Annotated in this window: 29 protein-coding genes; 14 read left to right on the top strand and 15 right to left on the bottom strand. The window is 68.5% G+C overall.

Annotated features, from left to right (window positions below):
- Positions 1–73 precede the first annotated feature (73 nt).
- On the top strand, positions 74–1,609 hold the full coding sequence (locus tag LTL01_RS03245; RefSeq protein WP_236967387.1) for a sensor histidine kinase: 1,536 nt from the start codon (positions 74–76) through the stop codon (positions 1,607–1,609).
- 10 nt (positions 1,610–1,619) lie between these two features.
- Entirely contained in the window at positions 1,620–2,276 is a 657-nt protein-coding gene (locus LTL01_RS03240) for a response regulator transcription factor (protein WP_053548199.1), read from the top strand.
- A gap of 3 nt (positions 2,277–2,279) precedes the next feature.
- On the opposite strand, the gene LTL01_RS03235 is transcribed toward LTL01_RS03240, so the two are convergent.
- The 9 genes from LTL01_RS03235 to cmtR form a co-directional block, all read right to left on the bottom strand.
- A complete protein-coding gene (locus tag LTL01_RS03235) occupies positions 2,280–2,456 on the bottom strand; it encodes a hypothetical protein (RefSeq protein ID WP_053548200.1) in 177 nt (58 codons plus the stop codon).
- A gap of 10 nt (positions 2,457–2,466) precedes the next feature.
- Complete coding sequence (locus LTL01_RS03230) at positions 2,467–5,523, bottom strand: AAA family ATPase (RefSeq protein WP_236967386.1); 3,057 nt, start codon at positions 5,521–5,523, stop codon at positions 2,467–2,469.
- The gene (locus LTL01_RS03225) at positions 5,520–6,674 is read right to left on the bottom strand and encodes an exonuclease SbcCD subunit D (protein ID WP_236967385.1); all 1,155 of its coding nucleotides are present in this window, start codon (positions 6,672–6,674) and stop codon (positions 5,520–5,522) included. The genes LTL01_RS03230 and LTL01_RS03225 overlap by 4 nt, the downstream gene beginning before the upstream one ends.
- A 50-nt stretch (positions 6,675–6,724) precedes the next feature.
- A complete protein-coding gene (locus tag LTL01_RS03220) occupies positions 6,725–8,221 on the bottom strand; it encodes an MFS transporter (protein WP_236967384.1) in 1,497 nt (498 codons plus the stop codon).
- Between the two features lie 235 nt (positions 8,222–8,456).
- The gene (locus tag LTL01_RS03215; RefSeq protein ID WP_231718005.1) at positions 8,457–9,845 is read right to left on the bottom strand and encodes an HNH endonuclease signature motif containing protein; all 1,389 of its coding nucleotides are present in this window, start codon (positions 9,843–9,845) and stop codon (positions 8,457–8,459) included.
- Positions 9,846–9,967: 122 nt separating this feature from the next.
- A complete protein-coding gene (locus LTL01_RS03210) occupies positions 9,968–10,567 on the bottom strand; it encodes a cadmium resistance transporter (protein ID WP_053548203.1) in 600 nt (199 codons plus the stop codon).
- Complete coding sequence (locus tag LTL01_RS03205; protein ID WP_230379484.1) at positions 10,564–11,025, bottom strand: signal peptidase II; 462 nt, start codon at positions 11,023–11,025, stop codon at positions 10,564–10,566. The genes LTL01_RS03210 and LTL01_RS03205 overlap by 4 nt, the downstream gene beginning before the upstream one ends.
- 86 nt (positions 11,026–11,111) lie before the next feature.
- Positions 11,112–13,016 (bottom strand): heavy metal translocating P-type ATPase, encoded by a 1,905-nt coding sequence (locus tag LTL01_RS03200; protein WP_236967383.1) that lies wholly within the window; start codon positions 13,014–13,016, stop codon positions 11,112–11,114.
- Positions 13,013–13,372, bottom strand: a complete 360-nt coding sequence (gene cmtR, locus LTL01_RS03195) for a Cd(II)/Pb(II)-sensing metalloregulatory transcriptional regulator CmtR (protein ID WP_053548253.1) — start codon at positions 13,370–13,372, stop codon at positions 13,013–13,015. Before cmtR ends, LTL01_RS03200 begins: the two co-directional genes overlap by 4 nt.
- 217 nt (positions 13,373–13,589) lie before the next feature.
- On the opposite strand from cmtR, the gene LTL01_RS03190 reads away from it, so the two are divergent.
- Together LTL01_RS03190 and LTL01_RS03185 are read left to right on the top strand one after the other, a co-directional pair.
- Positions 13,590–13,871, top strand: coding sequence for a metal-sensitive transcriptional regulator (locus tag LTL01_RS03190; RefSeq protein WP_053548254.1), 282 nt, complete (start codon positions 13,590–13,592; stop codon positions 13,869–13,871).
- A 32-nt stretch (positions 13,872–13,903) separates the two neighbouring features.
- Positions 13,904–14,227, top strand: a complete 324-nt coding sequence (locus LTL01_RS03185; protein WP_155048972.1) for a heavy-metal-associated domain-containing protein — start codon at positions 13,904–13,906, stop codon at positions 14,225–14,227.
- 23 nt (positions 14,228–14,250) lie between these two features.
- Here the strand turns inward: LTL01_RS03185 and LTL01_RS14910 are convergent, their stop codons facing one another.
- Positions 14,251–14,454 (bottom strand): hypothetical protein, encoded by a 204-nt coding sequence (locus LTL01_RS14910; RefSeq protein WP_082334724.1) that lies wholly within the window; start codon positions 14,452–14,454, stop codon positions 14,251–14,253.
- Positions 14,455–14,484: 30 nt separating this feature from the next.
- Between LTL01_RS14910 and LTL01_RS03180 the strand changes: the two genes are divergently transcribed.
- The 9 genes from LTL01_RS03180 to LTL01_RS03140 all read left to right on the top strand — a co-directional run bounded on the left by LTL01_RS03180 (position 14,485) and on the right by LTL01_RS03140 (position 21,416).
- Positions 14,485–16,413, top strand: a complete 1,929-nt coding sequence (locus LTL01_RS03180; protein WP_082334732.1) for a heavy metal translocating P-type ATPase — start codon at positions 14,485–14,487, stop codon at positions 16,411–16,413.
- A 62-nt stretch (positions 16,414–16,475) separates the two neighbouring features.
- A complete protein-coding gene (locus LTL01_RS03175) occupies positions 16,476–16,907 on the top strand; it encodes a DUF6153 family protein (RefSeq protein ID WP_053548206.1) in 432 nt (143 codons plus the stop codon).
- 90 nt (positions 16,908–16,997) lie between these two features.
- Positions 16,998–17,606 carry a DUF305 domain-containing protein gene (locus tag LTL01_RS03170; RefSeq protein ID WP_053548207.1) on the top strand — a complete coding sequence of 203 codons (609 nt, stop codon included), beginning with the start codon at positions 16,998–17,000 and terminating at the stop codon, positions 17,604–17,606.
- 145 nt (positions 17,607–17,751) lie between these two features.
- Positions 17,752–18,591: a F510_1955 family glycosylhydrolase gene (locus tag LTL01_RS03165; RefSeq protein WP_236967382.1), complete on the top strand. Its 840-nt coding sequence runs from the start codon at positions 17,752–17,754 to the stop codon at positions 18,589–18,591.
- A 224-nt stretch (positions 18,592–18,815) separates the two neighbouring features.
- Complete coding sequence (locus LTL01_RS03160; protein WP_236967381.1) at positions 18,816–19,007, top strand: hypothetical protein; 192 nt, start codon at positions 18,816–18,818, stop codon at positions 19,005–19,007.
- Positions 19,008–19,124: 117 nt separating this feature from the next.
- Positions 19,125–19,526, top strand: a complete 402-nt coding sequence (locus LTL01_RS03155; protein WP_053548210.1) for a four-helix bundle copper-binding protein — start codon at positions 19,125–19,127, stop codon at positions 19,524–19,526.
- A gap of 57 nt (positions 19,527–19,583) precedes the next feature.
- Positions 19,584–20,180 (top strand): DUF305 domain-containing protein, encoded by a 597-nt coding sequence (locus tag LTL01_RS03150; protein ID WP_188700523.1) that lies wholly within the window; start codon positions 19,584–19,586, stop codon positions 20,178–20,180.
- Between the two features lie 239 nt (positions 20,181–20,419).
- Positions 20,420–20,980, top strand: coding sequence for a hypothetical protein (locus LTL01_RS03145; RefSeq protein WP_236967380.1), 561 nt, complete (start codon positions 20,420–20,422; stop codon positions 20,978–20,980).
- A 19-nt stretch (positions 20,981–20,999) separates the two neighbouring features.
- Positions 21,000–21,416 (top strand): alpha/beta fold hydrolase, encoded by a 417-nt coding sequence (locus LTL01_RS03140; RefSeq protein ID WP_236967379.1) that lies wholly within the window; start codon positions 21,000–21,002, stop codon positions 21,414–21,416.
- A 105-nt stretch (positions 21,417–21,521) separates the two neighbouring features.
- Here the strand turns inward: LTL01_RS03140 and LTL01_RS03135 are convergent, their stop codons facing one another.
- The 5 genes from LTL01_RS03135 to LTL01_RS03115 form a co-directional block, all read right to left on the bottom strand.
- On the bottom strand, positions 21,522–21,908 hold the full coding sequence (locus LTL01_RS03135) for a hypothetical protein (protein ID WP_053548213.1): 387 nt from the start codon (positions 21,906–21,908) through the stop codon (positions 21,522–21,524).
- A 71-nt stretch (positions 21,909–21,979) separates the two neighbouring features.
- Positions 21,980–22,411, bottom strand: coding sequence for a DUF1622 domain-containing protein (locus LTL01_RS03130; protein ID WP_236967378.1), 432 nt, complete (start codon positions 22,409–22,411; stop codon positions 21,980–21,982).
- 26 nt (positions 22,412–22,437) lie between these two features.
- On the bottom strand, positions 22,438–22,737 hold the full coding sequence (locus LTL01_RS03125) for a GNAT family N-acetyltransferase (protein ID WP_053548256.1): 300 nt from the start codon (positions 22,735–22,737) through the stop codon (positions 22,438–22,440).
- A 71-nt stretch (positions 22,738–22,808) separates the two neighbouring features.
- Complete coding sequence (locus tag LTL01_RS03120) at positions 22,809–24,254, bottom strand: GH1 family beta-glucosidase (RefSeq protein ID WP_236967377.1); 1,446 nt, start codon at positions 24,252–24,254, stop codon at positions 22,809–22,811.
- Positions 24,251–24,709, bottom strand: coding sequence for a glycoside hydrolase family 31 family protein (locus LTL01_RS03115; RefSeq protein ID WP_372461279.1), 459 nt, complete (start codon positions 24,707–24,709; stop codon positions 24,251–24,253). Before LTL01_RS03115 ends, LTL01_RS03120 begins: the two co-directional genes overlap by 4 nt.
- A 491-nt stretch (positions 24,710–25,200) precedes the next feature.
- Here LTL01_RS03115 and LTL01_RS03110 point away from each other — a divergent pair, with 491 nt between their 5' ends.
- Positions 25,201–25,998, top strand: a complete 798-nt coding sequence (locus LTL01_RS03110; RefSeq protein ID WP_053548216.1) for a winged helix-turn-helix domain-containing protein — start codon at positions 25,201–25,203, stop codon at positions 25,996–25,998.
- The last annotated feature ends 94 nt before the right edge of the window (positions 25,999–26,092 follow it).

Raw genomic sequence — 26,092 nt, 5'->3', positions numbered from 1 at the left:
GCGGCGGCGCGATGGGATGAGACCTCTCTTAGGCTTGCGCGGCGGGCGGGCGGGCGGCTTCATACTGAAACGCGTGACGCGCACCAAGACCGCACGCCGCCGGGGCCTACCGGCGTTCTCCGTGCGCACGCGCCTCATCGCCGTCATCACGATCGTCGCCGCCCTCGGGATGATCGCCGTCGGGTTCGCGGTGTTCCTGCAGGAGCGCTCGCGCACCCTGCAGCAAGTCGACGCCCTCCTTCAGGGCGGCCTCGACACGGCGCGGTTCCTCGTCGAGCAGGGCGACCCCCGCGCGGGTACCTGGACGTCGACGTCTGAGGCGCTCGCCGCCGTCGTGCAGCGGACCGCGCCTGATGACAACACCGGCACCGTCGGACTGCTCAACGGCGCGCCGCGGCTCGTTCCGGGGGTGGCACTCGACGTCGATCTGCTCACGCAGCCGGGCTTCATCCTGCACGTGGAGGATGCGACGGCGGGCGGAGACCCCGTCATCGGCACCTACGCCGAGAACGGCGTCGTGTGGCGGTACCTCGCGACGCCGATCTCCGTCGGCGACGGAGACGACGGAACATTCGTCCTCGCCTATGACCTGAACGCCGAGCTCGCCGAGCTCGACCAGTCGGCACAGGTCTGGGTGATCGCGTCGGCCATCACCATCGCCGTCATCGCCGGGGCCGCCGCGCTCGTGACCACGCGCCTCCTCCGCCCCATCCGCCAGATGCGCGACACCGCCGAGCGGGTGTCGGGGCAGTCGGTGACCGAACGCATCCCGATCCAGGGCCGCGACGATGTCTCCGGCCTCGCCGCGACGATGAACGACATGCTCGACCGCATCGACGACGCCCTCGAGTCGCAGCGACGTCTCCTCAGCGACGTCGGCCACGAATTGAAGACCCCGCTGACGATCGTCCGCGGCAACCTCGAGGTGCTCGACCCCGACGACCCGCGCGACGTGCGCGAGACCCGGAATCTCGTCGTCGACGAGCTCGAGCGCATGGCACGACTGGTGCAGGACCTGGCGGCCGCCGCGGCCCTTCACGGCCCCGCCCCCGTGAAGCCCGAGGAGGTGGACGCCGCCGATCTCGTGCGCCAGATCATCCGCAAGAGCGAGGGGATCACCGGCGCCGACGTCGAGACCGGGCCGATCGCGGAGGTCGTCACCGCGCTCGATCCCGCCCGCGTCACCCAGGCGGCGCTGCAGCTCGCACAGAACGCCGTCACCCACGGCGGCGGGCGTCTGGTGATCTCCAGCGCCGTCGCCGGAGACCGCTGGGAGCTGTCGGTGCGCGATTTCGGTCCGGGTGTCACCGACGACGAGAAGGAGCGCGTGTTCGACCGCTTCCACCGCGGGTCCGACTCGGATGCCGCGGGCAGCGGTCTCGGACTGAACATCGTCCAGGTCATCGCGCGTGCCCACGGCGGTACTGCTCGGGTGACCGATGCGCTCGGGGGCGGTGCGGTGTTCACGCTGTCGATTCCCCTGTCTACGAGCCGTCTCCGCGTGCCGGAGGGCCTCGTCATCCCACCTCGACCCGATCTGCCGTCGCCGCCGGCGTCAGCGCCACCTTCATCCTCGCCCGCCCCCACCGCCGCCCCCGCGGCGCCCTGAAAGAGCACCCATGGCATCGATCCTCATCGCCGAAGACGAGGCCCGGATCTCGGGCTTCATCGACAAGGGCCTGCGCTCCGCCGGCTTCGCCACCCGCGTCGCAGCGACCGGGACGGACGCGCTCGACCTGGCCCTGACGGGAGAGTTCGACCTCCTCGTCCTCGACGTGAATCTCCCCGGCATGGACGGCTTCGCCGTACTGGAGCACCTCCGCGGGTCGGGATCACGGATGCCGGTGATCATGCTGACCGCCCGCGTCGAGCTCGAGGACACCGTTGCGGGTCTCGAGGGCGGCGCGGACGACTACCTCGGCAAGCCCTTCCGTTTCGACGAGCTGGTCGCTCGGATCCGCCTGCGAATGCGGCGCGATGACGCTGCGCCGAAGGACGAGCTCGTTCACGGCGACATCGCTCTCGACATCCGCACCCGCCGCGCACATGTGGCGGGGCAGTCGGTGGAGTTGTCGGCGCGCGAGTTCGCCCTCGCGGAGGAGTTCGTACGGCATGCCGGTCAGGTGCTCAGCCGCGAGCAGCTGCTCAGTCGCGTGTGGGGCTACGACTTCGACCCGGGCTCGAACGTCGCCGACGTGTACGTCGGATATCTCCGCCAGAAGCTCGGCAGCGACGCCATCGAGACGGTGCGCGGCGTCGGCTACCGCATGACCTGAAGGTCACTCGCGACGGGAGAAGACCCCGCGGATGACGAAAAAGACGATCGCCGCGACGATGGCGACGATCACGAGCTTGCCGATGAACCACAGCACCGAGAAGAGCACGTCCACGAGCACCCAGGCGATGATGACGGCCACGATGACCCCGAGGATCGTCCACAGCGTGCTCTTGTTCATGCGTTCGAGCTTAGCCGGGGGCGGGAATCGCGACATCCTGGCGGATGACGCTCGGGCCCTGCGCCGAGGCTTCGACCATCAGCTGCGCGGGGATCTGCTCCTTCATCGCGGCGACGTGGCTGATGAGCCCGACGGTGCGGCCGCCCTGGCGGAGCTCGTCGAGGGTGCGCATCGCGAGGTCGAGGGTCTCGTCGTCGAGTGATCCGAAGCCTTCGTCGATGAAGAGGGTGTCGAGCCGGACACCGCCGGCGCGGGCGGTGACGACCTCGGCGAGCCCGAGGGCGAGCGCGAGGGACGCGAGGAACGTCTCGCCGCCCGACAGCGAGGATGCCGGCCGCGGCCGCCCCGTGTGCGCGTCCAGGATCTGCAGCCCGAGACCGGATGCCGCGCCCCGCGCCGCCAGGGCGTCGCTGTGCTGGAGGCGATACCGGCCTGCGGACATCTCGTCGAGGCGGAGGTTGGCTGCGGCGACGATCTCTTCGAGCTCGGCGGCGAGGACGAAGGACTCCAGCGTCATCCGGTGCGTGTTCGGCGCGCGCCCCGCGACGGTGTGGGCGAGGCGCGTGACGGCGGCGGCTTCGGCCGCGAGGTCGCCGATCTTCCGCTGCGCATCCTCAGCGCGTTCAGCGAGTTCGCGAAGATGCGCGGCGCGCTGCGCGGCTCGGGCGGCGGCATCCAGCGCCGCGCTCCACGCGTCTCGCGCGGCGGCGGCCGTGGCCGCGGCTGCGTCGACGTCGGCCGGCTCGTCGGCGACGCCGGCGAGCTTCAGTTCCCACTCGCGGACGCGGTCGCGCTCGGCCCGGAGAGCCACCTCGTGGTCGGTGATTCGGGACTCGAGGTGCGCACGCGCTGCACGGTCGCGAAGAGCGGCAGCCGCGTCGATCGCGTCGACGAAACGTGTCGGTTCCAGGGCCGCGGCCGTGAGCGCCGCCGCTTGGTCCCGCGCCGTGCACGCACGGGCGCTCTCATCGCGCGCACGCCGGAGCGCCTCAGCCGCCGCACGCCGCGTCTCGGCGGCCTCCTGGCAGGCGGCGACGGTCGCGTAGTCGCCGCGGGCACGGTCGACGGTCTGCTCGGCCGCACCGATCTCCGCGCGGAGGGATGCCGCCCGCTCTCGTTCCGCCGACAGCCGCAGTCGCACCTGGTCGCGCTCCGCGGCGACCTCGGTCGCGGTCTCGGCCAACCGGGAGCGTCGGAAGACGAGTTCGTCGCGACGGGCGGCGGCGGCGTCCGCGTCCGCTGCGATGGCGCGAGCCTCGGTGAGCGCCGCCGTCAGGGCCGCCTCGGACTCGCCGCCGGAACGCTCGCGCACTGCGGCCACGCGGTCTCGAGCCTCGGTCGCGCGTCGCGCCGCCTCCTGTTCGGCGGTCGCCGCGGCATCCCGCACGCGCTCGGCCGCGTTCATCTCGTCGTCGGTGACCGGCTCGTCGTCGTGACGCGCGGGCGCGGGGTGTTCGGTCGAGCCGCACACGTCGCAGGGCTCCCCGGGGGCGAGCGCGGCGGCGAGCTCCCCCGCGTAGCCGGCAAGTCGACGGCGCAGCAGGTCGGTGACCTCGGTGCGCGCGCGGTCGTGCTCCGCCGTGCGCGCGAGGTACAGCGCTTCGGCCTCACGGAGCACCGCCTCCTCGCGGATGACCTCCTGCGCGGCGGTACGGCGCGACTCGAGGTCGGTCACCCGCCGGTGGACGGCGTCTCGTCCTCCGGCGGCGTCGCGAGCGACCGCCAGGTCGTGATCGAGGGCGGCGAGTTCGAGCGGCAGGGCCGCAGCCTGCGCCTCGAGGTCGGCCTGCGCGGCCTCGGACGCCGCGATGCGCGCCTGGGTGCCCTCGAGTTCGCCCCGCCACCGCTCGAGGTCGCGCTCGGCATCGCGGGCGGCTTCGGCGACAGCGGCCGTCGCTGCGGCGGCGTCGATGATCGCGGTGAGGTCGTCGGCGTCCGGCTCGTGCGGGTGGTCGGCCTCGATCGCGACGACGACGGTCTGCCACTGCGCGAGGGCGCGCTCTTCCATCGCCAGCGCGCTCGACAGCGCGATCTCCGCGGCCGCCTCCGCCTCGAGCACCGGTCGGAGTTCTTCCGCTTCGCGCGCGGCGTCGAGGATGCTGCGGTCGGCGTCGATGGCGGGCTGCTCCGCTTCGCGCGCGGCGAGCGCGTCACGCGCGCGGGCGCGTTCGGTCTGCGCGTCGCGCAGGGCGACGAGGTCGGTGTGGGCGCGGTCGGCGGCCCGATGGGTCGCCTCGGCCTCGTCGCTCTCGCGCCGGAGGCTGTCGGCCCGGTAGGCGGCGCGCTGGACTCCGCGGGCGACCGCGGCGATGCGATCCTCGAGCGACGTTCCCGCTTCCGCGTCGACGGCTGCCGCCCCGGGGTCGGTCGCCTCCGCATCGATTCCTTCGAGTCCGTCGGCCGCGAGCATGGCCTCGGCTTCGGCGAGGAGCATCTGCACACCCTCGCCGGCGGTCGTGACGTGTGCCTCGGCGGCACGACGCCGTTCGTCGAGCGCGGTCTGGTAGCCCTCGTAGGTGCGCGTGCCGAACAGGCGACGCAGGAGGCGCTGGCGGTCGTCGTTCTTGGCGAGGAGGAACTCCGCGAAGCGGTTCTGCGCGAGGAGGATGACCTGGAGGAACTGCTGCTGGTTGAGGCCGAGGATCTCGTCGAGATCGCGCGCGACGTCGACCGGACGTGCGGCGCGACCGACCCACTCGCCGTCGATCCACTCGTCGAGCTGGGCGCGGTGGGGTTCCGTGGTCATCCCGGTGCCACGCTGCTTGGGCCGGTCGTACTCCGGAGAGCGGGTCACGCGCCAGCGGGTGTCACCGGCGGTGAACTCCACGACCACCCGAGTGGGGTCGGCGGGGTCGCAGTGGTCGCTCCGCAACCGCCGCTCGGAACCCTCGTACCGCGGGACACCGCCGTAGAGCCCGAAACACACACCGTCGAGCACGCTCGACTTGCCCGCGCCGGTGCGACCGGCGATGAGGAAGATCCCGTCGGTCTCGAAGGCGTCGAAGTCGACGATCTGGGTGTTGCGGAACGGACCGAAGCCGGTCAGCTCGAGCCGATGCAGCTTCACGAGCGAGCCTCGGACAGGGCGTGGTCGTCGAGGACGTCGCGGATGAGCTCCCGCTCGCGCTCGTCGGCCCCCTCGCCCTCGCGGACGTGAACCAGAAAAGCGTCGATGAGCTCGGCATCCGACCGGGCATGACGGACGCGCTGGGCGTAGGAGCGCTCGTCGCTGACCCGCGGGGCGTCGGGAGTGTGCATGACCGTCGCGCAGTGGGGGAAGCGCTGCTGCAGACGCCGCATCGGGTCGATCTGAGGAGTGGTGTCGGTGTACTGCGCGCAGACCCACGCGTCTTCGGCATCCGCGAACCGCTCATCGGTGAGGAGGTCATCAAGGGCCCCGCGCACCGTCACGAGGCGGCGAGGGACCGGCAGCTCGAGCCACTCCGCCTTCTCGAACCCGTTCTCGTCGAGGTCGACGAGCCAGGAGCCGCGCGGCTTGTCCTGCTCGCCGAAGCTGTAGTGGAGCGGCGCACCCGCGTACCGCACGCGCTCGGCAAGCGTCTGGCGGCCGTGGATGTGACCGAGGGCGACGTAGTCGAGGTCGTCGAAGACCGACACCGGCACCACGTCGAGGCTGCCCTGGCGGATCTCGCGCTCGACTCCGGGGGTCGCCTCGACGCCGGCGGCGAAACAGTGCGACATCACGACCGCGCGGCCGCCGCGCGCGGTGTGGTCGGCGCGGATCAGTGACATCGCGTGGGTAAGCGCGTCGTGCTGGGAGCGCATCGGCACCCCGGGCCACACGTGACGCACCAGCGCCGGCTCGAGGTACGGGATGCCGTAAACATGCACGGGTCCGGCCGCGTCGTCGATCGTGACCGGGGTGCCGACCGCGGCCGGGTCGGTGAGGACGAGGATGCCGTCGCGCAACAGTGCCGACTGGAAGCCGAGCCGCGCCGCGGAGTCGTGATTGCCGCTCGTGACGACGACCGTCGCGCCCGTCTCGCGGAGGGCGAGGAGGGTGTCGCTCAGGACCGGGTAGCAGGCCGCGGACGGCGCGGCGGAGTCGAAGACGTCACCGGCGACCAGCACGAGGTCGACGTCGTTCTCGCGCACCTGCGCGACGAGACGCTCGAGCACCCCGCGCAGCGCCTCCAGCGTCGAGTGCCCGTGGAACGAGCGCCCGATGTGCCAGTCGGAGGTGTGCAGGATGCGCATGCTTCCACGGTAGACGCGCCCTCCGACATCATCCGTCCGGCAGGCCGCGATCAGGCGTCGGCGGGCTCGGCATCCGGCTCGCGGCGGCGCGAGAAGATGTCGAGGATCCCGAGAACGAGCGCGATCAGGAGGAAGAACACCACGGCACCCATGCCGAACGCGTAGGCGTCGTGATAGGTCGACAGCGTCGGGGTGCCGTTGCCGACCTCGCGGTAGATCGTCGAGTAGAAGAGCGAGAGCCCGACCGCGGTTCCGACGGCCGCGCCGATGCGCTGGCCGAGCTGGCCGACGGACCCGGCGAGTCCACCGTCGCGCACCGGGATGTCGGCGAGGGCGAGGGTCTGGTTGGGGGCGATGACGAGGCCGCCTCCGAGGCCGCCGACGGCCATGACTCCGGCCATCGCGTACGGCGCGATTTCGGGCGGCAGGAAGAACGCCACGACGGCGAGTGCGATCACCGCGACCAGGATGATCGCCAGGCCGATGACCACCAGGGGGCGTCCGAAACGGTTCACGAGGTTGCCGCCGACCCAGGATCCGACCGCGCTGATGACGGCGAATCCGATGCCGACCATGCCGGCGAAGACGGGTTCGAGGCCGAGGCCGAGCTGGAGGAACAGGGTGGTGAGGAGGAACAACGCCGGCGCGGCGGTGAAGTACGACGCGGCAATGAGGGTGCCGTTGCGATAGGACGCGATGCGGAAGAGCCCGAAGGGCACGAGCGGCGCGCGACCGCTTGCGGCGTACCGGCGCTCCCACAGGAAGAAGAGCACCCCGAAGACGGCGAAGAGCGCGAGTGCCCACCATCGCGCCGGGTTGTCGTCGGGCGAGCCGGTCGTGAAGAGGAACGGCCACATCAGCGAGATGACGACGATGGCGAAGAGGAAGACGCCGACCGGGTCGAGCTCGATGCGCGTGCCGTCGCGTTTGCGGACGCTGGGAAGCACCCAGATCGCCAGTCCGATCGCGGCGAGGCACAGCGGCACGTTCATCCAGAAGATCCAGCGCCAGCCGTCTTCGGGGCCGCCGAGGGCGATCAGGAGCCCCCCGAGCGTCGGGCCGAACGCCGTGGAGATGCCGATCGTCGCGCCGAAGAGGCCGAACGCGCGTCCGCGCTCTTTTCCCTGAAACAGCTGCTGGATCGTTCCGATGACCTGCGGCATCTGGATGCCCGCGGCGATGCCCTGCACCAGTCGCCCGATCATGAGCGTCGTCGGATCGGGCGCGAGGGCGCACATCGCGCTTGCGAGCGTGAAGAGGGCCAGGCCGATGATGAACAGGCCGCGACGCGACCACTGGTCGCCGATGCGGCCGAACGGCACGAGCGCCAGACCGAAGGTCAGCACGTAACCCGAGACCACCAGCTGCAGAGCCGTCGGAGATGCGCCGAGGGAAGCCTCGATCGAGGGGACGGCGACGTTGACCTTCGTCAGGTCGAGGATCGTGATGGCAGCGACGGAGACGCACACCCAGAATGCCCGCCATCGCTGGGGGTTTGTCAGCGGAATCGACAGGGTCGAGGGGGCGGTGGAGGCGGACGGGGACATCGGGTCCAACCTAGACCCGATCGCCGGGGAGGGGATCGGTCGGCCTCATCGACGAGCATGCCCGACGGTCGCCGCCGGCGCAGCGCTCGTCTTTATCGGGGTCTTATCGGGGTTCGGATCGCTGACACGCGCCGCTGGTGTCGATGTATCCGATCGACGGCGCGTCTAACGTGCGTGATCGGCCCTGTACGCGTCCGGTCGTCGGCGCGAAGCTTTGGGAGGCTGCAGCTCTGCGTCAGAAGGGGGCGGGGTCGGGCGGTGGTGCGCCGCCGCTCCCATCAGGTGGTGGTGCCCCACCTCCCGACGGCATGAATCTCACCAGCGGTGCCGGTGGGTGGTCGATGTAGACCCTCCCCGTCGGTGAGGTCCATTCCAGGACTCCGCCGCCGAGTTGCCGGACACCCCACGAGGTGAATTGCTTCATCGAATGGTGCCGTTGACATAAGTGGCAGAGGTTTCGGATGTCGGTGGGGCCGCCGAGGGCGAAATCGAGGGTGTGGTCCAGCTCGCAGCGGATCGCGGGGCGTCGGCATCCGGGGAACCGGCAGTGTCGGTCGCGGGCCTTCAAAAATCGCGCCATCGAGGTGGTGCGCCGGTACGAGTCGGTGAACAGCACCTGCCCCGACACGGGGTGCACGACCATCCGCTCCCACGAGGCAACAGCCCCGGCGAGAGCGCGCGCGGTCGCGGGGTCAATCGGCGCGGATCCGACCAGATCCGCCGTGGTGGTGTCGTTCGCGGGGTCATCATCCCGGCCTAGCAACGTCAACGCCGGCACCACGACCTGCACCTTTGCGCGGATCATCCCGAGGGTGCCGTTTCCGTCGCCGTCGATGGTGGGGTCGGCCAGCGGTGAGGCGGTGAGGAGCATGTCGCAGAAGATGTCCGCGCGGATCTGATCCCGCGTCCGACAGTCCGGCGTCGAGTCGGTGTCCGCGTCGGCGTCCGCCCCGCCGTCGCCGGGTGTGTTGCGGGCGTCGATGATCGAGGAGGCCTGCTCGTTGAGGCGGTCGCTGATTCCTTCCGCAAGCAGGGTCGGGAGGGTCGCGACGAGTTCCGACATCCCATCCGGCAACGGCGTGACACTCACCCGACGTTCCTCGCGAGCCTTCGCGTGCCGCTCCGCGAGCGTCCGCGGGTGCAACTCCTGCGCGAGGTGGTCGAGGCGGTCCTTCACACGCCCGACGGCTTGACCCACACACAGCTCCGCGGCCCGAGCGTCGAACTCCGCCCGCGCATCGCGGGGCAGCACCGTCCCGCACCGCAACACCGCGGTCGCGTGCGCCCGGGTGATGCGCCCTGCTTCCCACGCGGTCAAGGTGGCGGGGTAGCACTCGACCCATTCCATCGCCTGGTTGATCTGCGCTTGCATCGACCGGTCGGTGGTGAACGTCACCCCGGCAAGTTCCGCGGCGACGGAGCGGTAGACCATCTCCTGCGACCGTACTGACGCCGGCTGACGACGCGCCACCCGCTCCGCGACCGCCCCCGCACGGGCCTGGTTGCGAACGTTGCCGACTTCCATCGCCCCCAACGCCGGCGTCATCGCCTCGGCGTAGCGCGCGACCTCGTCCAGCTCGGCGAGGTCTTCCTCGCGGAACTCGATCAGGCAGCTCGTATTCATGTTCGAAGACTAGCGATAGCCTCCGACATTCAAAGCGGATATCTCAACGACGTGGAAAGAAATTCTGAAGCGATCGTTTACGGCAGGGGGCAGTCAGCCTGTTTGACGTTGTTGCGCCGGTCTCAGAGCCCGAATGCTCCTCCGCTGATCAGGATGAATACACCGAGCCCGATGAGGACGAGGGGGAACAGGACGTGTTCCCAACGTTCCAAGATCTCGGCGATCGGACGTCGCGTGGCGATGAACTTGGCCACGATGACGAGCACAGCAACGAGCGCGAGGAACACGACGCAGTATGCGACCACCGCCGCGGGTCCGACGTTGAGGAAAACGGGGACGTAGACGCCGATGTTGTCACCGCCGTTAGCGAAGGTGACCCCAGCTACGGCCCAGACAGCAACCTTCTTGCCTTCGATCTTCGCCTCATCGTCGTCATCGTCGTGCCGGCGGCGCCATGCTTGCCAAGCTGCCCATAGTCCTAACGCCAGCGGGATGAGGCCGAAGTATGGAATGACCTCGGGCGGAAGGAAGGCTCCGGCGCCGAGGGAAACGAGTACGGCAGCGCCGAGAATGCCGACGAATCCCAGGTACTGACCCGCCAGGATTCGAGTTGTCGTGCCGCGTTGCCCCGCGCCGCGGGCGAAGAATAGGGACAACACGATGATGTCGTCGATGTTCGTGGCTAGGAACAGACCGATCGCTTGGAGGACAGAGAGAATCATGTGTTCGCTTTCCGGAGATAGAGCAACAAGCCAAGTCCCACGCCGACGCCGAGGATGACGTCGGCAAGGTTGCCGATGAAGAGGTTGCCGTAGGCCAGGAAGTCGGTGACGTGACCGCGACCGAATCCGGGCGGAGCGAGCAAGCGGTCCAGCAGGTTGCCAACCGCGCCTCCCCACAGGAGTCCGATCGCGATCGCCCACCCAGCCGTTCGGGCGCGCGTCGCGGCGATGAGCAGCGCGATGGATGCGGCAGCGGCCAAGACGGTCAGGAGCCAGGTCGCGTCGGCGCCGAGAGACATCACGGTGCCAGGGTTGAACGCGAGCTGCAGCCCGAGCCAGTCTCCGAGGATGGGGACTCGGTCGGCCTCGCTGAGCCGTGCAAGGGCGAGTGCCTTCGTGCCTTGGTCGACCCAGACGGCGACCGCTGCGACACCTACTGCGAGTAGGAACCGCAGCAATCGGCTTCGCGCGGACGCTCGGTCGGGCGAACTCGTCGCGTCCCCACGAGTGGCTCTGCCGAGAGTGATTCCGTCATCGGGCCGGGTCATGCCTTTCTCCGTCGCGCCGCTCGGAGCCCGTTGAGGATAACGACAACCTCTGCGACCTCGTGAACAAGGACGACGGCTGCCAGACCTAGGTATCCGGTAATCGCCAAGGGCAACAGCACCGCGATGATCGCGATGGACAGCACAACGTTCTGATTGATGATGTTGCGGCCACGGCGTGCGTGTTCCAGTGCCTGCGGGATAAGGCGCAGGTCATGTCCAGTGAACGCAACATCGGCCGACTCGATCGCGGCATCCGCGCCCTTCGCTCCCATCGCGATTCCCAAGTCCGCGGAAGCCAGCGCGGGGGCGTCGTTGATGCCGTCCCCGATCATGGCCGTGGGTTGCGACTTCGACAGTGCTGCGACAGCGGCAGCTTTATCCTCGGGGCGTAGCTCGGCGCGCACATCGCTGATCCCGGCCTGTGCGGCCAGAGCTGCGGCGGTGCGAGCGTTGTCGCCGGTGAGCATTGTCACCGCGATTCCACGTCGGGTGAGGGTTGCGATGACATCGGGAACTTCAGGGCGCAGCTCATCACGCACTCCTACCGCGCCAACAGGCTGGTCGTTGCGGTGCACGATAACCACAGTCATCCCCTCGGATTCCATTGCCTGCACCTCGCCGTCCAGCGAACCGGCGTCCAGCCAGCGCGGGCTACCCACCGCGATACGGGCACCGTCGAGCGTGCCAGAGATGCCGTGTCCGGCAGTCTCACTGACGGCCTCCGCGGTTCGGGCCTCGGAAACGGCGGTGGTGATCGCAGCAGCCAGGGGGTGCGTACTGTGACCCTCCAAGCTCGCCGCCCACGCGAGCACATCGTCCTCGGTCGTCCCCGCGACGGTGACGACGCGGGCCACGGTGGGCTCATTGCGGGTCAGGGTGCCGGTCTTGTCGACAGCGAGATGGCGGATCCCACCAAACCTCTCGAACGCGGCCCCGGACTTCACCACCACACCAAACTTCGATGCTGCACCGATCGCGGCTACGACGGTGAGCGGAACAGCGATCGCCAGGGCGCACGGGGACGCGGCGACCAGCACGACCAAGGCGCGGGTGATCCACAGCTCAGGATCGCCAGTCAGGAGCGAACCGAGCACACCGACCAGAACCGCGAGGATCATCACTCCGGGAACGAGAGGACGGGCGATCCGGTCAGCCAGTCGCGCCCGGTCGCCCTTCTCAGCTTGCGCCTGCTCGACCAGCTCGACGATCGTCGTCAGCGAGTTGTCGGTGCCAGCAGCGGTCGCCTCGATTTCGAGAACGCCTGTGGTGTTGATCGACCCGGCAGAGACTTCGTTGCCGGGATCGACGTCGACCGGGATCGACTCGCCCGTGATCGCTGAGGTATCCAGGCTGCTCCGCCCAGTCCGCACAATGCCGTCTGTGGCTACCCGTTCACCCGGGCGCACCACGAGCACGTCTCCCACGCGCAGATCCTTCGCCTCCACTTCGGACGTCGCGTCGCATCTCTTGACGAGTGCGGTTTCGGGTACGAGCTTCAACAACGCCCGCAAGCCCGCGCGTGCACGGTCCATGGCCCTGTCCTCCAGCGCTTCCGCGATGGAGTACAGGAACGCCAACGCCGCGGCTTCCTCGACGTAGCCGAGGATGACTGCACCGGTAGCGCTGATCGTCATCAACAGTCCGATCCCGAGCTTTCGCTTCGCGAACAGCTTGCGCAGCGCACCCGGAACGAAAGTCGACGCACCCAACAACAGAGCCACCCAGAACAGCACCAGGCCCGCGGCCTCTGCGCCGGTCCACTCGCACACCAGGCCGGCGCCGAACACCACGCCGGAGAAAATCGGGATCAGAACGCCCGGGCTCCGGTACCACGGCCGGTCATCGTCATCATCGTCGTCGAGGTCGACATGCTCGACGTGCGAACCCGTGACCGAGCTCACGCCCGCAACTCCCCCGCCACGCATCCTTCGACCCCACAGTCCGGGTCCATGCACGGCACACTCTCATCGACCGCGAGCGTCACGTCAACCAGCGCCGTCAAGGCGCGGGCAAGGTGTGGGTCTGCGACCTCGTAGCGAGTCTGCCGCCCCTCGGGCTCAGCCACCACGATCCCGCACCCGCGCAAACACGTCAGGTGATTCGAGACGTTGGAACGAGACAGCCCCAGCTCCCGAGACAACACCGCCGGGTAGCTCGGTCCGTCAAGAAGGGTCAGCAGGATGCGCGAACGAGTAGGGTCAGCCATCGCCCGCCCGAGCCGGTTCATCACGTCAAGTCGATCTGAAATAGTCAGCATACGATGACTATACATTGTGCGATGTACAGTTTACCGCCGTCTTCATGCATCCTCAAACGGCTTCCACCGGTTCGAGACGCTCGCCTGGGCGGGCATCACTTCCGGCATCGTCGACGCCTGGCCGGCGGCGCCAAAGACGACCCGGGTATCAAGGCTGCCTTTCGGGAATAGACCGGCACCCGTTGAGTTGGATACCCCTAGGGGGTATCTTGTGAGCATGAACGGTTACACCGACAACAAGGCGGATCTGCGTAAGCGATTGAGTCGGGTTGAGGGTCAGGTGCGGGGTATCTCTCGGATGGTCGATGAGGACAAGTACTGCATCGACATCCTGACGCAGGTCGCTGCGGCCACGAAGGCGCTTGAAACTGTGGCGTTGTCGCTTCTCAGCGACCATCTGAGTCATTGCGTCGCCCAGGCAAGCGCTGAGGGTGGCGAGGTTGCCGCGGAGAAGGTCCGCGAAGCAAACGATGCCATCGCTCGCCTGGTCCGTTCATAACCACTCGTCAAACTACTTGGGAGGAACTCACCATGACTGACCGCATCGAACTTGGACTGAAGGACGCGAACGCTGGTTGCGCGTGCTGCGCCGCTCCATCGAACACCGAAGCATCCACTCCTGTCACGACCCCGGTCTCGGAGGATGTCCTGGTCACCGGGATGACGTGCTCACACTGTGTGTCGAGCGTCAGTGAGGAACTGAGCGCCCTGGACGGTGTCGCGTCCGTCACCGTCGACCTGAACACTGGCGGCCCGTCCCGAGTGACGATCCACAGCGCATCCCCTGTCGATCCCGCTGCCGTGAGGGCTGCGGTCGAAGAGGCCGGCTACAGCCTCGCGACCGGTCACGCCTGACCCACTATCCGTCCGCGCCCGGGTCATCCCCGGGCGCATCCGAGCAGGGGTTTCCGATGAGCCAGCACGACGAACACACCCATCACACTGGACACGAGAATCACGGCGGTGCGCCGACAGCGCAGCATGACCACGCGGCGATGAGCCACGATCACGGCGCTCCTCAAGAACACGCCGGTCACAGCGGTCACGAGGGCCACGCCCGCCACGCCGGCCACGGCGATCACGTGGGCCAGTTCCGGCGATTGTTCTGGATCATGCTGATCCTCGCGGTCCCTGTTGTCGGGTTCTCGATGATGTTCTCGATGCTGCTCGGGTACCCGCTGCCGGAGGCCGCGTGGATCGGGTGGGTATCCCCGGTTCTCGGGACGGTCATGTACGTGTGGGGTGGTGCCCCGTTCCTCACCGGCGCGGTGAGTGAGCTGCGTGCCCGTAAGCCCGGCATGATGCTGCTGATCGCCCTGGCGATCACTGTGGCGTTCCTCGCATCCTGGGGTGCGAGCCTCGGGCTGCTGCATCACGAGCTGGACTTCTGGTGGGAGCTGGCGCTGCTAATCGTGATCATGCTGCTCGGTCACTGGATAGAAATGCGTTCGCTCGCACAGACGACCTCAGCGTTGGATTCCCTGGCTGCGTTGCTGCCCGACGAGGCGGAGAAGATCGAGGGAGATACGACCGTGACGGTCGCCCCGTCTGATCTGCAGGTGGGTGACATCGTGGTGGTGCGCCCGGGTGGGCGGGTGCCCGCGGACGGGAGGATCGTGCAGGGCTCGGCCAGCATGGACGAGTCGATGATCACCGGCGAATCGCGCCCGGTACGTCGCAGCGACGGCGACCAAGTCATCGCCGGCACCGTCGCCACCGATTCCGGGGTCCGGGTCGAGATCACCGCAATCGGTGAAGACACTGCTCTCGCCGGGATCCAGAAACTGGTGACCGAGGCGCAGAACTCATCCTCACGAGCGCAGCGACTCGCAGACAAGGCGGCAGGGTGGCTGTTCTGGTTCGCACTCGGCGCTGCCGCCATCACCGCGATCGTCTGGACGGTCGTCGGCCTGCCCGACGCCGCAGTGATCCGCACGATCACCGTGCTGGTAATCGCCTGCCCGCACGCTCTGGGCCTGGCGATTCCGCTCGTCGTGTCGATCGCGACCGAGAGGGCCGCGCGTGGAGGCGTTCTGATCAAGGATCGTCTCGCGCTGGAGAGCATGCGCACCGTCGATACCGTCCTGTTCGACAAGACCGGCACGCTCACCAAGGGCACTCCCGCTGTGACCGCGATCGACCCCGTCTCCGGAACCGACCCTGATCAGTTGCTGGCGTGGGCGGCGGCCGCGGAAGCAGACTCCGAGCACCCGCTCGCTCGCGCGATCGTGAACGCGGCGAAGGAGAAGACTCTCACGGTCTATTCCTCCTCCGACTTCGAATCTTCCCCGGCGGTTGGGGTGCGTGCACGTGTCGATCGACGCATCGTGCAGGTCGGTGGCCCGTACATGCTCGAGCAGGAGCACGCCTCCGAGCTGCCGGTCGCCGACGAATGGCGCGATGAGGGGGCGATCATCCTCCACGTGCTCGTCGACGGCCAGGTCGCCGGAGCGCTGCGTTTGGCGGATGAGATCCGATCGGAGTCGCGTCACGCCGTCGACGCCCTCCATGAGCGCGGCGTGCAGGTGGTCATGATCACCGGTGACGCCGACGCGGTTGCCGCCTCGGTCGCGAGCGAACTCAGCATCGACCGCTACTTCGCCGGGGTCCGACCGGAGGACAAGGCCTCGAAGGTGAAAGAGCTTCAGGGCGAAGGCCGCAAGGTCGCGATGGTTGGAGACGGTGTCAACGATGCCCCCGCGCTCGCGCAGGCCGACGTCGGTATCGCCATCGGCGCGGGAACGGATGTCGCGATCGCGTCCGCGGGCGTCATCCTCGCCAGCGACGACCCCCGTTCGGTGCTGTCGGTGATCGAGCTGTCGCGGGCCAGCTACCGGAAGATGAAACAGAACCTCTGGTGGGCCGCCGGCTACAACCTGCTCTCCGTCCCCCTCGCGGCCGGCGTGCTCGCCCCGATCGGGTTCGTGTTGCCCATGTCAGTGGGTGCGCTGCTGATGTCTCTGTCGACCATCGTGGTCGCCCTCAATGCACAGCTGCTGCGCCGACTGGATCTGCGCCCGGACGCGGTGACGGGCACGTAGCCGGGAATCAGAGGCGCATAGTCTGCGGTGTTAGCATCCTGAGCAGAGTGGAGGGTCCCCGCATGCATGTCGCGTTTCGCAGCGCACGCCCGCAGCTGTCGCTGCGCGCGCTGTTGATGCTCGGCGCGGCCACGCTCATGGTCATCGTCGGGCTGCTGGCCATGCACACCTTCACCGCCGAACCAGCCGGGCACGGATCGCCCGGGCTCACCCACTCAACATCCGCAGCCGGCGATGAGCACGCCCCTGACGTGATGGGCACCGCCTGCGATGGGCCCTGTCACGTAAGCACCGGGCCCGACCAGGGCCACAACGACATGCTGACGGCCTGCGTGCTCGCGCTACTCGCCGGCCTCCTGCTGCTGCTTCCTCCGACGCTGATCCACGGTCGCGGCCTGCCCCTTCACCGAGCGATGAGCCTGGTGAGATGGGGTGCGACCGGTGTTTTTCCGCGGGCTCCCTCGCTCACGTTCCTTTCGATAAGTCGCACCTGAGTAGTCGCCGCCGACCCGAGCGGTCGGTTTCGTGGCGCCGCCTGGCGCCGTTATTTGCGAACCCTCATACGACTTATCGAAGGAACAATCATGAACAAGAAGATCGCCCTCGCTGTCAGCACCGGCATTCTGACACTCGCGCTGGCGCTCAGCGGCTGCGCGGACAGCGGCACCGCGCCGTCCAGCGAGACCACCTCCCCGTCGCAGTCGTCGTCGACCTCACAGGCGACTGAGGCGGATGAGATGTTCGTCACGATGATGATCCCGCATCACCAGCAGGCCATCGAGATGGCCGACATCCTGCTCGCCAAGGACGGGGCAGACCCACGCGTGGTCGAGCTCGCCGAACAGATCAAAGCAGCGCAGGGTCCCGAAATCGACAAGATGCTCGGATGGCTCGAAGACTGGGGCGTGGACTACGACCCTGACTCCATGGGCGGCATGGACCATGGGTCAATGGGCGGTGACGACAGCATGATGTCCGAAGAAGACATGACCCTGCTGGAGAACGCAGACGCCGCCGAGGCCAGCCGTCTGTTCCTCGAACAGATGATCGTGCACCACGAAGGTGCCGTCGACATGGCGCAAACTGCCCTTGACGACGCGCAGAGCCCGGACGTCCTCGACCTCGCCCAGCAAGTGATCGACGATCAGACCGCAGAGATCGCCACAATGCAGGAACTCCTGGAACAGCTCTAGGACCCGACTCGGGCGGGCCCAGAAACGTTCGGCCCGCCCTCACCGGCCACCTCTTTGCCACGCCCTCGACATCCATTACATGTCGGTGCGCTCCTGCCGCGCGCCGCGAAGCCAGGCCGTCCCGCGGCCGCCACCGGAAGCCATCATGAAACGCTCACTCCTTCTCGCCACTGCCACGGTGACCGCCCTCGCCGTCATCGCCACCGGCTGCACCGCAACACCGCTCGGAAACCCCGACTCGGCACCCCGCATCGACCACATCCACGGCATCGCCGAAGACCCACGTGGCGATGACCTGCTCATCGCCACGCACAACGGCATCTTCACCCTCGACCCCGGCGGGAAGATCTCCGGCCCGATCGGCGGACACGATTTCGACGCCATGGGATTCACCGCCTGGAAAGACACGCTGTTCGCGTCCGGACACCCCGGGGAAGACACCCCGCCTGAACTGGGAGCCCCGAACCTCGGCATCATCCGCAGCGACGACTACGGGAACTCCTGGTCCCCGATCGCCCTCAACGGGACCACCGACTTCCACGTCCTGACCGCAGGACCCGACGGCGTCCTGTACGGCATCCCTTCCAGTCAGGTGAACCTACTCACCAGCACCGACGAGGGAAGCACCTGGACAGAGCGTGCACCCCTCGGCGCCGCTGATCTCGCCGCCACCGAATCCGGCGTGTACGCCGCCGCCGAAGAAGGCCTCCTCCTCAGCACCGACGGCGGCAACACCTTCACGCCCGTCGATGCGGCCCCTGTCCTGTACGCCCTGGAGGCGCGCACGGACGGCACCCTTCTTGGTGCTGGTACGGACGGCGTCCTGTGGTCACAGGACGAAAGCGGTGCCTGGCAGCAGCTGGAATCGCTGCGCGGCGCCGTGCAAGCCCTCTCCGTCATCGACGAGCGCATCATCCTCGTTGACGACCGTGGCATCGTCGAGATCTCCACAAACGGCACGACCGTCCTCAGCCCCGCCCGATAGGGGGGGCGGATACCGACAAAGCCCCGCGCTCCAAGACTTCTCATGAACAAGCCCAAGAACCCATTGCAGAATCTCACGTTCTTCATCACAGCCGCGACGATCGCCGTCGCCCTCCTCGCCATCGCCAGTTTCCTCACGATCGGAGCGATCTTCCAATGACCCGCGCCGGAACCCACCCGCTCGATCCTGTGCGAACGCATCGACGCCTCGTTCGCCTCGGGTACGTGCTCCTGGCCACGGGCCCGGTCCTCGCACTCGCGCACTTGCTGAGCGACACGCAATCGACCGATGCCGCCTGGTGGACCTACACAGTCGCCAGCTACGACATCGCGCTGATCATCGTCATGGCTGCCGTGGCATTGATCCTGCGGGATCCCCCGCCTGGGGGAACGGATCAGCGAGACACTGCGCCCTGAGCGTTGAGGCCGCATCACGGCTGGGGTTACCATGCCCTCCCGGGGTATTCAACGGGGTGCCGCAGGCGACACCGTGATCGTAGTTTGAGAGTTCCAGGACGACGAGAGGATTCGATCATGACTGTCGTGGCAGAAATGCTCCGCTCCTATCCGAAGGACCTCGGACAGGTCGACCAGAAGGCGCTCGTGGACTGCATCGAGGCCTGCATGGACTGCGCCCAATCGTGCACCGCATGCGCGGATGCGTGCCTGAGCGAGGAGATGGTCTCAGAGCTCACGAAGTGCATCCGCACGAACCTGGACTGCGCCGACCTCTGCGACACCACCGCGCGCATCCTGTCCCGACACACCGGCTACGACACCAACCTCACCCGGGCAGCCCTGGAAGCGTGCCGCACCGCGTGCGCGAGCTGCGCCGACGAGTGCGAGAAGCACACCATGCACGAACACTGCACCGTGTGTGCCGCGGCCTGCCGGCGATGCGAAGACGCGTGCGCCACGCTCCTCGCAACCCTCTGAACCGGACGCTCGTCAACCGCGCGACGCGCAACCAATCCAGCCGAACAGGTGAATCACATGTCACAGGATGCCCATGAAGGAAGCGAACGACAAGCAAAGGACAAGAAGCACGGCTCGCTGAAGATGTACCTGCGTTTCGCGGCGATGATCCTCACCGGCATGGTCGTGATGTACTGGACGATGTTCGCCGGAGTGTGGGAATGGGGACACATCCGCTTCAGCGAGAGCCGCATATTCATGGCTCTCACCATGGGCGGCGCCATGGGCCTCGTGATGCTCGCCTGGATGCTGAACATGTACAAGAACACCAAAGCGAACATCGCCGTCGTCATCGTCAGCGTCCTCCTGCTCGGAGGCGGCGTCGCGCTCGACCGTAGCCAGATCACCGTCGACGACACCGCATACATGCGGGCCATGATTCCCCACCACTCCCTTGCGATCACCAGATCTGAACGAGCGCAGATTCAGGACATCCGGGTCTGCGAGCTCGCCGTCGGGATCAGCGAAGCTCAGCGGCGAGAGATCCTAGAGATGGACTGGCTGATCGACGATATTGAACGCAACGGACTCGCCACGACACCCGAGGACGCGCAGAACCGGCCCGTTCCCGACTTCGACCGGGCTGCCGACCGTGAATGCACCGACGACGAGTAGCGACGCCCGGGCGTGGCCCAGATGTCTGCGACGAGATAGTCACCGAGGTCCGCTGAAAGTCCCCACCACCGAATGAGTTTCGGAGAGCCACTGCGGCAGCTCGCCGTGAGACTCCAACCGAATCAGTCAGAAACGATGAAATTCGAGGCCCTCCGCAACGCCCCACGAGCCCGGCGGAGCTCCGCGAATCGTCGCCGAGTCGATACCCGGGCGTAACACCCGGCGTCCTAACGTGGACCATGGCGCCTTCTTCCGATTCCGCAGCCCGGTCCACCGTCGTCGCCCTCGTCGGATGCGACAGCGACGAGCTCCTCGAGGGGATCTCCGACCTCCCCGCCGTCGCCGCCCTGTCTCTGCGCGGCCAGGATCCGACCGACGCGGCGCTCGCGATCGCGACGCGTCCGCAGCCCTACGTCGTGCATGACGCCGACCCGCTCGAACACGTCGCCGCCGCGTGGGTGGAGCTCTTCCAAGAGCGCGCCACCCTCGGCACGCTCGAGGTCGAGGTGGAGGCGCTTCTGGCGCTGTTCGCGTCCGGCGCGGCGTTCATGCCCGACTACTACGTCGTCGCCTCCCCCGGCGCGGTCGAGGGCGAGTGGCGGCACTGGTGGTTCGGAGCCCTCGCCCATCACGCCCCGGCGCGCGTGCTCCCGATCGAGGGGTCGACCACCGCCCTCCGCCAGCGACTCCGGAGCCTCCCGGCGTCTCGCCCGTGGCCGGACCCGGCGTCGTGGCTTCCGGCGGTGCACTTCGACATCCCGGACCGCGTAGGGCTCTACGGCGCACGCGGCGCCGCCTGAGTCCGCGGTACCCTCGCCCGTGGCCTCGATCCTGTCCTACACGCACGCCGGCGCGACGCTCGTCGCCGAACTGCGCAACGAAGGAACCGGCGTCGGCCCCGGTCCGTTCCTCCTCATCCATGGGATCGGCATGGGCCGGAGCGTGTTCACGGACCTCATCTCGCACCTCGACGATGCGGCCCCCGTCGTCGCCGTCGACCTGCCGGGATACGGCGAAGCGCCACCGCCCGTCCGGGTCCTGACGATGGAGCGCACCGCCGACCTGCTCGCGGCGTTCCTCGAGCATCACATCCGGGTCCCCGTCGTGGCGATCGGCCACTCGATGGGGTCTCAGATCGTCGTGGAGCTCGCGGCCCGGCATCGGCGAGCACGACCTCGTCGCCCCGCGCCGGCTGGTGCACCCGCATCACCGAGCTCATCCCCGCCGCGAAGCTGACCGAGATTCCGCATCACGGTCACGAGACGATGATCCGGGATGCCGCACCCGCCGTCGCCCGCATCCTCCCGTTCGTGGCGAGATGAGCGGGCGAGGCGGAAGGCGTCAGGGGCGATCGGGAGCTGCGGCGTCGCCCGTAGAGATCTGACGCACGAGTTCATCGATCTCGTCGTCGGGGAGCGCGATGCCGGTCTGCTCGAGACGCTGCGCGAGCACGTGGCGAATCTCGTCGAACGTTCGGGTGCCGACATCCGATCGGGTCTGCGCGACGATGCCGGCGACCTTCGCGACGTCATCGGCGTTGTTCTGCGACATCGCGGGAAGTCGCTGCTCGGCGGCATCCCCGAGGCCGTTCTTCCGCTGCGCCTCACCGACGGTGAGGGTGTCGCGCTCGGCGTCCTGACCGTGGTGGTCGGCGCTGCCGACCACACCGATGCCGACCGCCTCGTGGCTCACGCCGTTGTCGCCGGTGTTCTCGCCTGTCGTGCTCATGGCGCACTCCTCTCGTCCGTGCACCAGCCTCACACCGCGACGCCGCCGATCCACGGGCTTGACAACACCCCTCAGGTGCGCTTCGGCTCCGTACGCGCGGCCGCGGCCTGGTCGCGGTCGCGCGCGATCTCGCGGCCGACGACCGCCGCCCCCGAGGTCAGGAGCGCACGACGCCAGGGCAGCGTGCCCTCGATCTCGATCTGGATCGACATCGACAGCACCGTCCGGATGACCACGATGATGCCGAGGATCAGGGCGTCTTCCACCGACGGCTTCGACGTGATCGTGCGGATGAGGTCGGCGGCGACGAGCACCTCGAGGCCCAGGAGGATCGCTCCCCCGAGCGTCGTGCGGAGCGTCGTGAACGCGGCCTGCCCTCCGTCGCCGCGGGCGAGAGAACGGATGCCGAGCACCACGGCGACGACGAATCCGATCACCATGGCCGTCGCGCCGATCAGTTCGAACGCGATCGCGACGGCGACGAAGACCTCTTCCAGGTTCACGCCGCCAGCATAGGGTGCGGGAGGCGTCAGGCCGAACGCCGATCGGCGAGGATCGCGGCACGCTCGGGGTGGTCGGCGAACCAGTCGGCGACGTACCAGCACACCGGGGAGATCCGTCGGTCGCCCAGCCCCTCGATGTCGGCGACGGCACGCTCGACGACCTCGGCGGCGTATCCGTGGCCGCGGAAGGTCGGAACGGTGTACGCGCGCGTCAGGGCGACGGTACGGCCATCGTCGCGGTAGTCCAGGACACTGACGAGGTCGCCACCGTCGTGGAGGGTGTAGCGCGACGCGTCGTGTTCATGGGAGAAACGCAGATCGGTCACCACGACAGGCTACGCCTGCGGCGCCCGGCCAGCAGCCGCTCGCACCCCGGGTCGCGGCGACTTCGCGGGCGTCAGGGCGTGACGCCGGTGCGCGCGAGCTCCCCGTACCAGCGTCCGGAGTCCTTCACCGTGCGCTCGAGGGTGTCGAAGTCGACGCGGACGATCCCGAAGCGCTTGGCGTAGCCGTAGCCCCACTCGAAGTTGTCGAGCAGCGACCAGACGAAGTAGCCGCGCAGGTCGACCCCGCGCTTCATCGCACGGTGGGCTGCGGTGAAGTGGCGTCGCAGGTAATCCAGACGCTCCGGGTCGGGGACCGTGCCGTCCTCCGCGACCACGTCGTCGAAGGCGGCGCCGTTCTCGGTGACCATGAGCGGCTGCTCGGGGAACTCCTCCCCCAGAGCGACGAGGAGCTCCTCGAGCCCTTCGGGGGCGATGTTCCATCCCATGGCCGTGTACGGTCCCGGCTGCTCGACGAACTCCACGACACCTTCGCTGCCGGGCCACGCCGTCGCCCCGGGGACGCCCTTGTGCCCGTCGTTCGTCTGCTTCGGCGAAACGCCGTCCCACATCCGCACGGTGGCCGTGGAGTAGTAGTTGACGCCCAGCACGTCGATCGGCTGACGGATGTCGGCGAGGTCGCCGTCGCGCACGAACGACCAGTCGGTGACATCGCGGGTGTCGGCGAGGAGGTCTTCGGGGTACGCGCCATGCAGCATCGGACCGGTGAACGCGCGGTTCGCCAGGGCGTCGATGCGTCGCATCGCCTCCGCCGCCCCGTCCCCCTCGCCCCGCAGGACGTGGAAGTTGAGGGTCACCGAGTACTCGGGGTCGCCGGTGGAGGTCGCCCGTAGCGCCTGGACGGCCCGCCCATGGGCGAGGTTCAGGTGGTGGACTGCGGCGAGCGCGGCATCCGGCTCGTGCCGTCCCGGCGCGTGCCCGCCCTGTCCGTAGCCGAGGTAGGCCGAGCACCACGGCTCGTTGAGCGTGGTCCAGGTGTGCACGCGGTCGCCGAGCGCCGCGCCCATGACCTCCGCGTAGCGCTCGAACGCGTCGGCGGTCGCGCGGACGGGCCAGCCGCCGGCATCCTCCAACGCCTGCGGGAGATCCCAGTGGTAAAGCGTCGCCACGGGACGGATGCCGCGCTCGAGCAGCCCGTCGACCAGGCGCGAATAGAAGTCGATGCCCGCCTGGTTGACCTCGCCGGTCCCGGTGGGCATGATGCGGGGCCACGCGATCGAGAAGCGATACGCCCCGAGGCCGAGGTCGGCCATGAGGTCGAGGTCGGCCGCCACCCGGTGGTAGTGATCGCAGGCGACGTCGCCGGTGTCGCCGTTCCACACCTTCCCGGGGGTCTTCGAGAACGTGTCCCAGATCGACGGCCCGCGGCCGCCTTCGTCGAACGCGCCCTCCACCTGATAGGCGGCGGTCGCCGACCCGAAGGTGAAGCCCGCGGGGAAGACGAGTCCGCTGTCGCGGTAGTCGGCGCGGCCGGTCGTCGTGGTCGTGGTCGTGGTCATTCGGTCACTCCCGTGCGATCGATGGTGAAGGAGGCGGTGCGACCGTCGGGCGTCGCGATCCGACGCTCGATGGTACCGCTCCCACCCGGGTAGAACCGCCAGGTCAACCCGTCGAGATAGTCGTAATCGGGCCGGTCCTCGCGCGCACCCCAGGGCAGCACGGCGCCCGGGCGGACGTAGAGCGGCAGGCTGAACACGTCGTGCTGCTCCTCGATCCAGCGGCCGCCGACCACCCGCACGCCGGTGAGGAGGTGCGTCCACTCCCCCGCGGGAAGGTAGAACGACACCCGCCCGTCGGCGCGGAAGACCGGCGCGACCAGCAGGTCGGGGCCGAGCATGTACTGGCGATCGAGGTAGGCGGCGGCGGGGTCGTCCGGGAACTCCAGCACCATCGGACGCATGAGCGGCACACCGGATGCCGCGGCCTCCTCACCGAGACCGAAGAGGTAGGGCATGAGCCGCATCTTCAGACGTTTGCGGGGAGAAGCAACAGAAAAGTTCTCGCCTCTCCGATTGCGAACCCCACCGGCGTCGGCATGGGCGATCTGTCACATTTCGTCACACGTCGCGGGGCACCTTTTCCGCAATTTGACCGTCACGGAAACACTCGGTCATAATCAGCCGCATGACTGACAACGCACGCTCTCTGTCCGCCTGGGAGGCGAACGGGACTGCCGGCATGATGATGGCCGGCCGCGTGGCGCTGTGTTGTCGAATGTGCCACTAGCACGGTGATCCCCGCCGGATCCGCCCGTTGGAGCGAGCCTTCGACGCGCATCGGATCCCCCGAGGCGCCGCGCGGACGCGTCGATCACGCGCCGTCGGAGTCCTCGCACACCGCCCCGCCCGGGCATCCGTCGCCTCAGAGCGATCGAAACGCAGAACCCTCTCCCGGCCACCCACGCCGACGACCTCCCGGGGTTCACCTCCTTCAAGGACCATCATCATGTCGAACACCGCACTCCTCGAGCGTCCCGCCGCCCCCGTCCGTCGCCTCCGCCCCGTGAACCGCCCGACCGTGCCCGCAGAGGCGTCCGCCGAGACCGCGTCGGCCCCGACTCCCGCCGCGTCCGGCGACACCGGCGCATCCGGCAGCGCCGGCGCACCCGGCAGCACCGCCGCGCGCAGCCTCCCGCCCGGCACCGCACCGCGCGGCTTCGCGCTGTACGTCGGCATCGACGAGGCCAAGGCCTCCGCAGCCGGGGTGAACCTCGGCGTCCTCGTCGACGCGCTGCGCCGCACGCTCGCCGACCTCGCCCCCTCGGCCGAGACCTACGCCACCGTCGCCCTCGCGCCGGTCGGCGCGGGCGGGCGCGACGTCGACGTCGTCCGCCTCGCTCTCCACGAGCCGTCCGCCGTCGCCCGCACGAAGCAGGACGAGACCCTCGAAGAGGATGTCATCGCCGGCGGCGTCGTGGTCGACATCTCCCGCAAGCGCGTGCTGATCGACGGCGAGTCGGCGGCCTTCACCTTCAAGGAGTTCGAGCTCCTGCAGTACCTGGTGCTGCGCGAGGGTCGCACCATCGAGCGCACCGAGCTGGTCACCTCGCTCTGGCAGGCCGCCAGCGACGACGAGGCGCCCGGCGAGCGGACGATCGACGTCCACGTCCGGCGCCTGCGGGCCAAGCTCGGTCGCTACGAAGACATCGTGCGCACCGTCCGTGGCGTGGGATACCGCTTCGACCGGCACGCCGACGTCGTGATCCACTACGGCCACGGCACGCCGTCGCCCGACCGCTTCTGACCGCCGCGCCCGTCTCGCACGGCATCCGTCGTCGGTTCATGTGGCGCATGTGGCCCCCTCGGGCTCTGTGAGGCGGCCACGACCGCCACACGAA

The organism is Microbacterium aurantiacum (assembly GCF_021654035.1).
GTDB lineage: Bacteria > Actinomycetota > Actinomycetes > Actinomycetales > Microbacteriaceae > Microbacterium > Microbacterium aurantiacum.
This window is presented reverse-complemented; position numbering and strand designations above follow the sequence as displayed.

Bases quoted from the DNA above. Each gene is read 5' to 3' on its own strand.
- LTL01_RS03120 (WP_236967377.1), bottom strand. From the start codon at position 24,254: ATGACCACGACCACGACCACGACGACCGGCCGCGCCGACTACCGCGAC.
- LTL01_RS03155 (WP_053548210.1), top strand. From the start codon at position 19,125: ATGACTGTCGTGGCAGAAATGCTCCGCTCCTATCCGAAGGACCTCGGA.
- LTL01_RS03240 (WP_053548199.1), top strand. From the start codon at position 1,620: ATGGCATCGATCCTCATCGCCGAAGACGAGGCCCGGATCTCGGGCTTC.
- LTL01_RS03220 (WP_236967384.1), bottom strand. From the start codon at position 8,221: ATGTCCCCGTCCGCCTCCACCGCCCCCTCGACCCTGTCGATTCCGCTG.
- LTL01_RS03170 (WP_053548207.1), top strand. From the start codon at position 16,998: ATGAACAAGAAGATCGCCCTCGCTGTCAGCACCGGCATTCTGACACTC.
- LTL01_RS03180 (WP_082334732.1), top strand. From the start codon at position 14,485: ATGCTGATCCTCGCGGTCCCTGTTGTCGGGTTCTCGATGATGTTCTCG.
- LTL01_RS03115 (WP_372461279.1), bottom strand. From the start codon at position 24,709: ATGCCCTACCTCTTCGGTCTCGGTGAGGAGGCCGCGGCATCCGGTGTG.
- LTL01_RS03210 (WP_053548203.1), bottom strand. From the start codon at position 10,567: ATGATTCTCTCTGTCCTCCAAGCGATCGGTCTGTTCCTAGCCACGAAC.
- LTL01_RS03190 (WP_053548254.1), top strand. From the start codon at position 13,590: ATGAACGGTTACACCGACAACAAGGCGGATCTGCGTAAGCGATTGAGT.
- LTL01_RS03110 (WP_053548216.1), top strand. From the start codon at position 25,201: ATGTCGAACACCGCACTCCTCGAGCGTCCCGCCGCCCCCGTCCGTCGC.
- LTL01_RS03165 (WP_236967382.1), top strand. From the start codon at position 17,752: ATGAAACGCTCACTCCTTCTCGCCACTGCCACGGTGACCGCCCTCGCC.
- LTL01_RS03215 (WP_231718005.1), bottom strand. From the start codon at position 9,845: ATGAATACGAGCTGCCTGATCGAGTTCCGCGAGGAAGACCTCGCCGAG.
- LTL01_RS03145 (WP_236967380.1), top strand. From the start codon at position 20,420: ATGGCGCCTTCTTCCGATTCCGCAGCCCGGTCCACCGTCGTCGCCCTC.
- LTL01_RS03235 (WP_053548200.1), bottom strand. From the start codon at position 2,456: ATGAACAAGAGCACGCTGTGGACGATCCTCGGGGTCATCGTGGCCGTC.
- LTL01_RS03175 (WP_053548206.1), top strand. From the start codon at position 16,476: ATGCATGTCGCGTTTCGCAGCGCACGCCCGCAGCTGTCGCTGCGCGCG.
- LTL01_RS03225 (WP_236967385.1), bottom strand. From the start codon at position 6,674: ATGCGCATCCTGCACACCTCCGACTGGCACATCGGGCGCTCGTTCCAC.
- cmtR (WP_053548253.1), bottom strand. From the start codon at position 13,372: ATGCTGACTATTTCAGATCGACTTGACGTGATGAACCGGCTCGGGCGG.
- LTL01_RS03150 (WP_188700523.1), top strand. From the start codon at position 19,584: ATGTCACAGGATGCCCATGAAGGAAGCGAACGACAAGCAAAGGACAAG.
- LTL01_RS03185 (WP_155048972.1), top strand. From the start codon at position 13,904: ATGACTGACCGCATCGAACTTGGACTGAAGGACGCGAACGCTGGTTGC.
- LTL01_RS03135 (WP_053548213.1), bottom strand. From the start codon at position 21,908: ATGAGCACGACAGGCGAGAACACCGGCGACAACGGCGTGAGCCACGAG.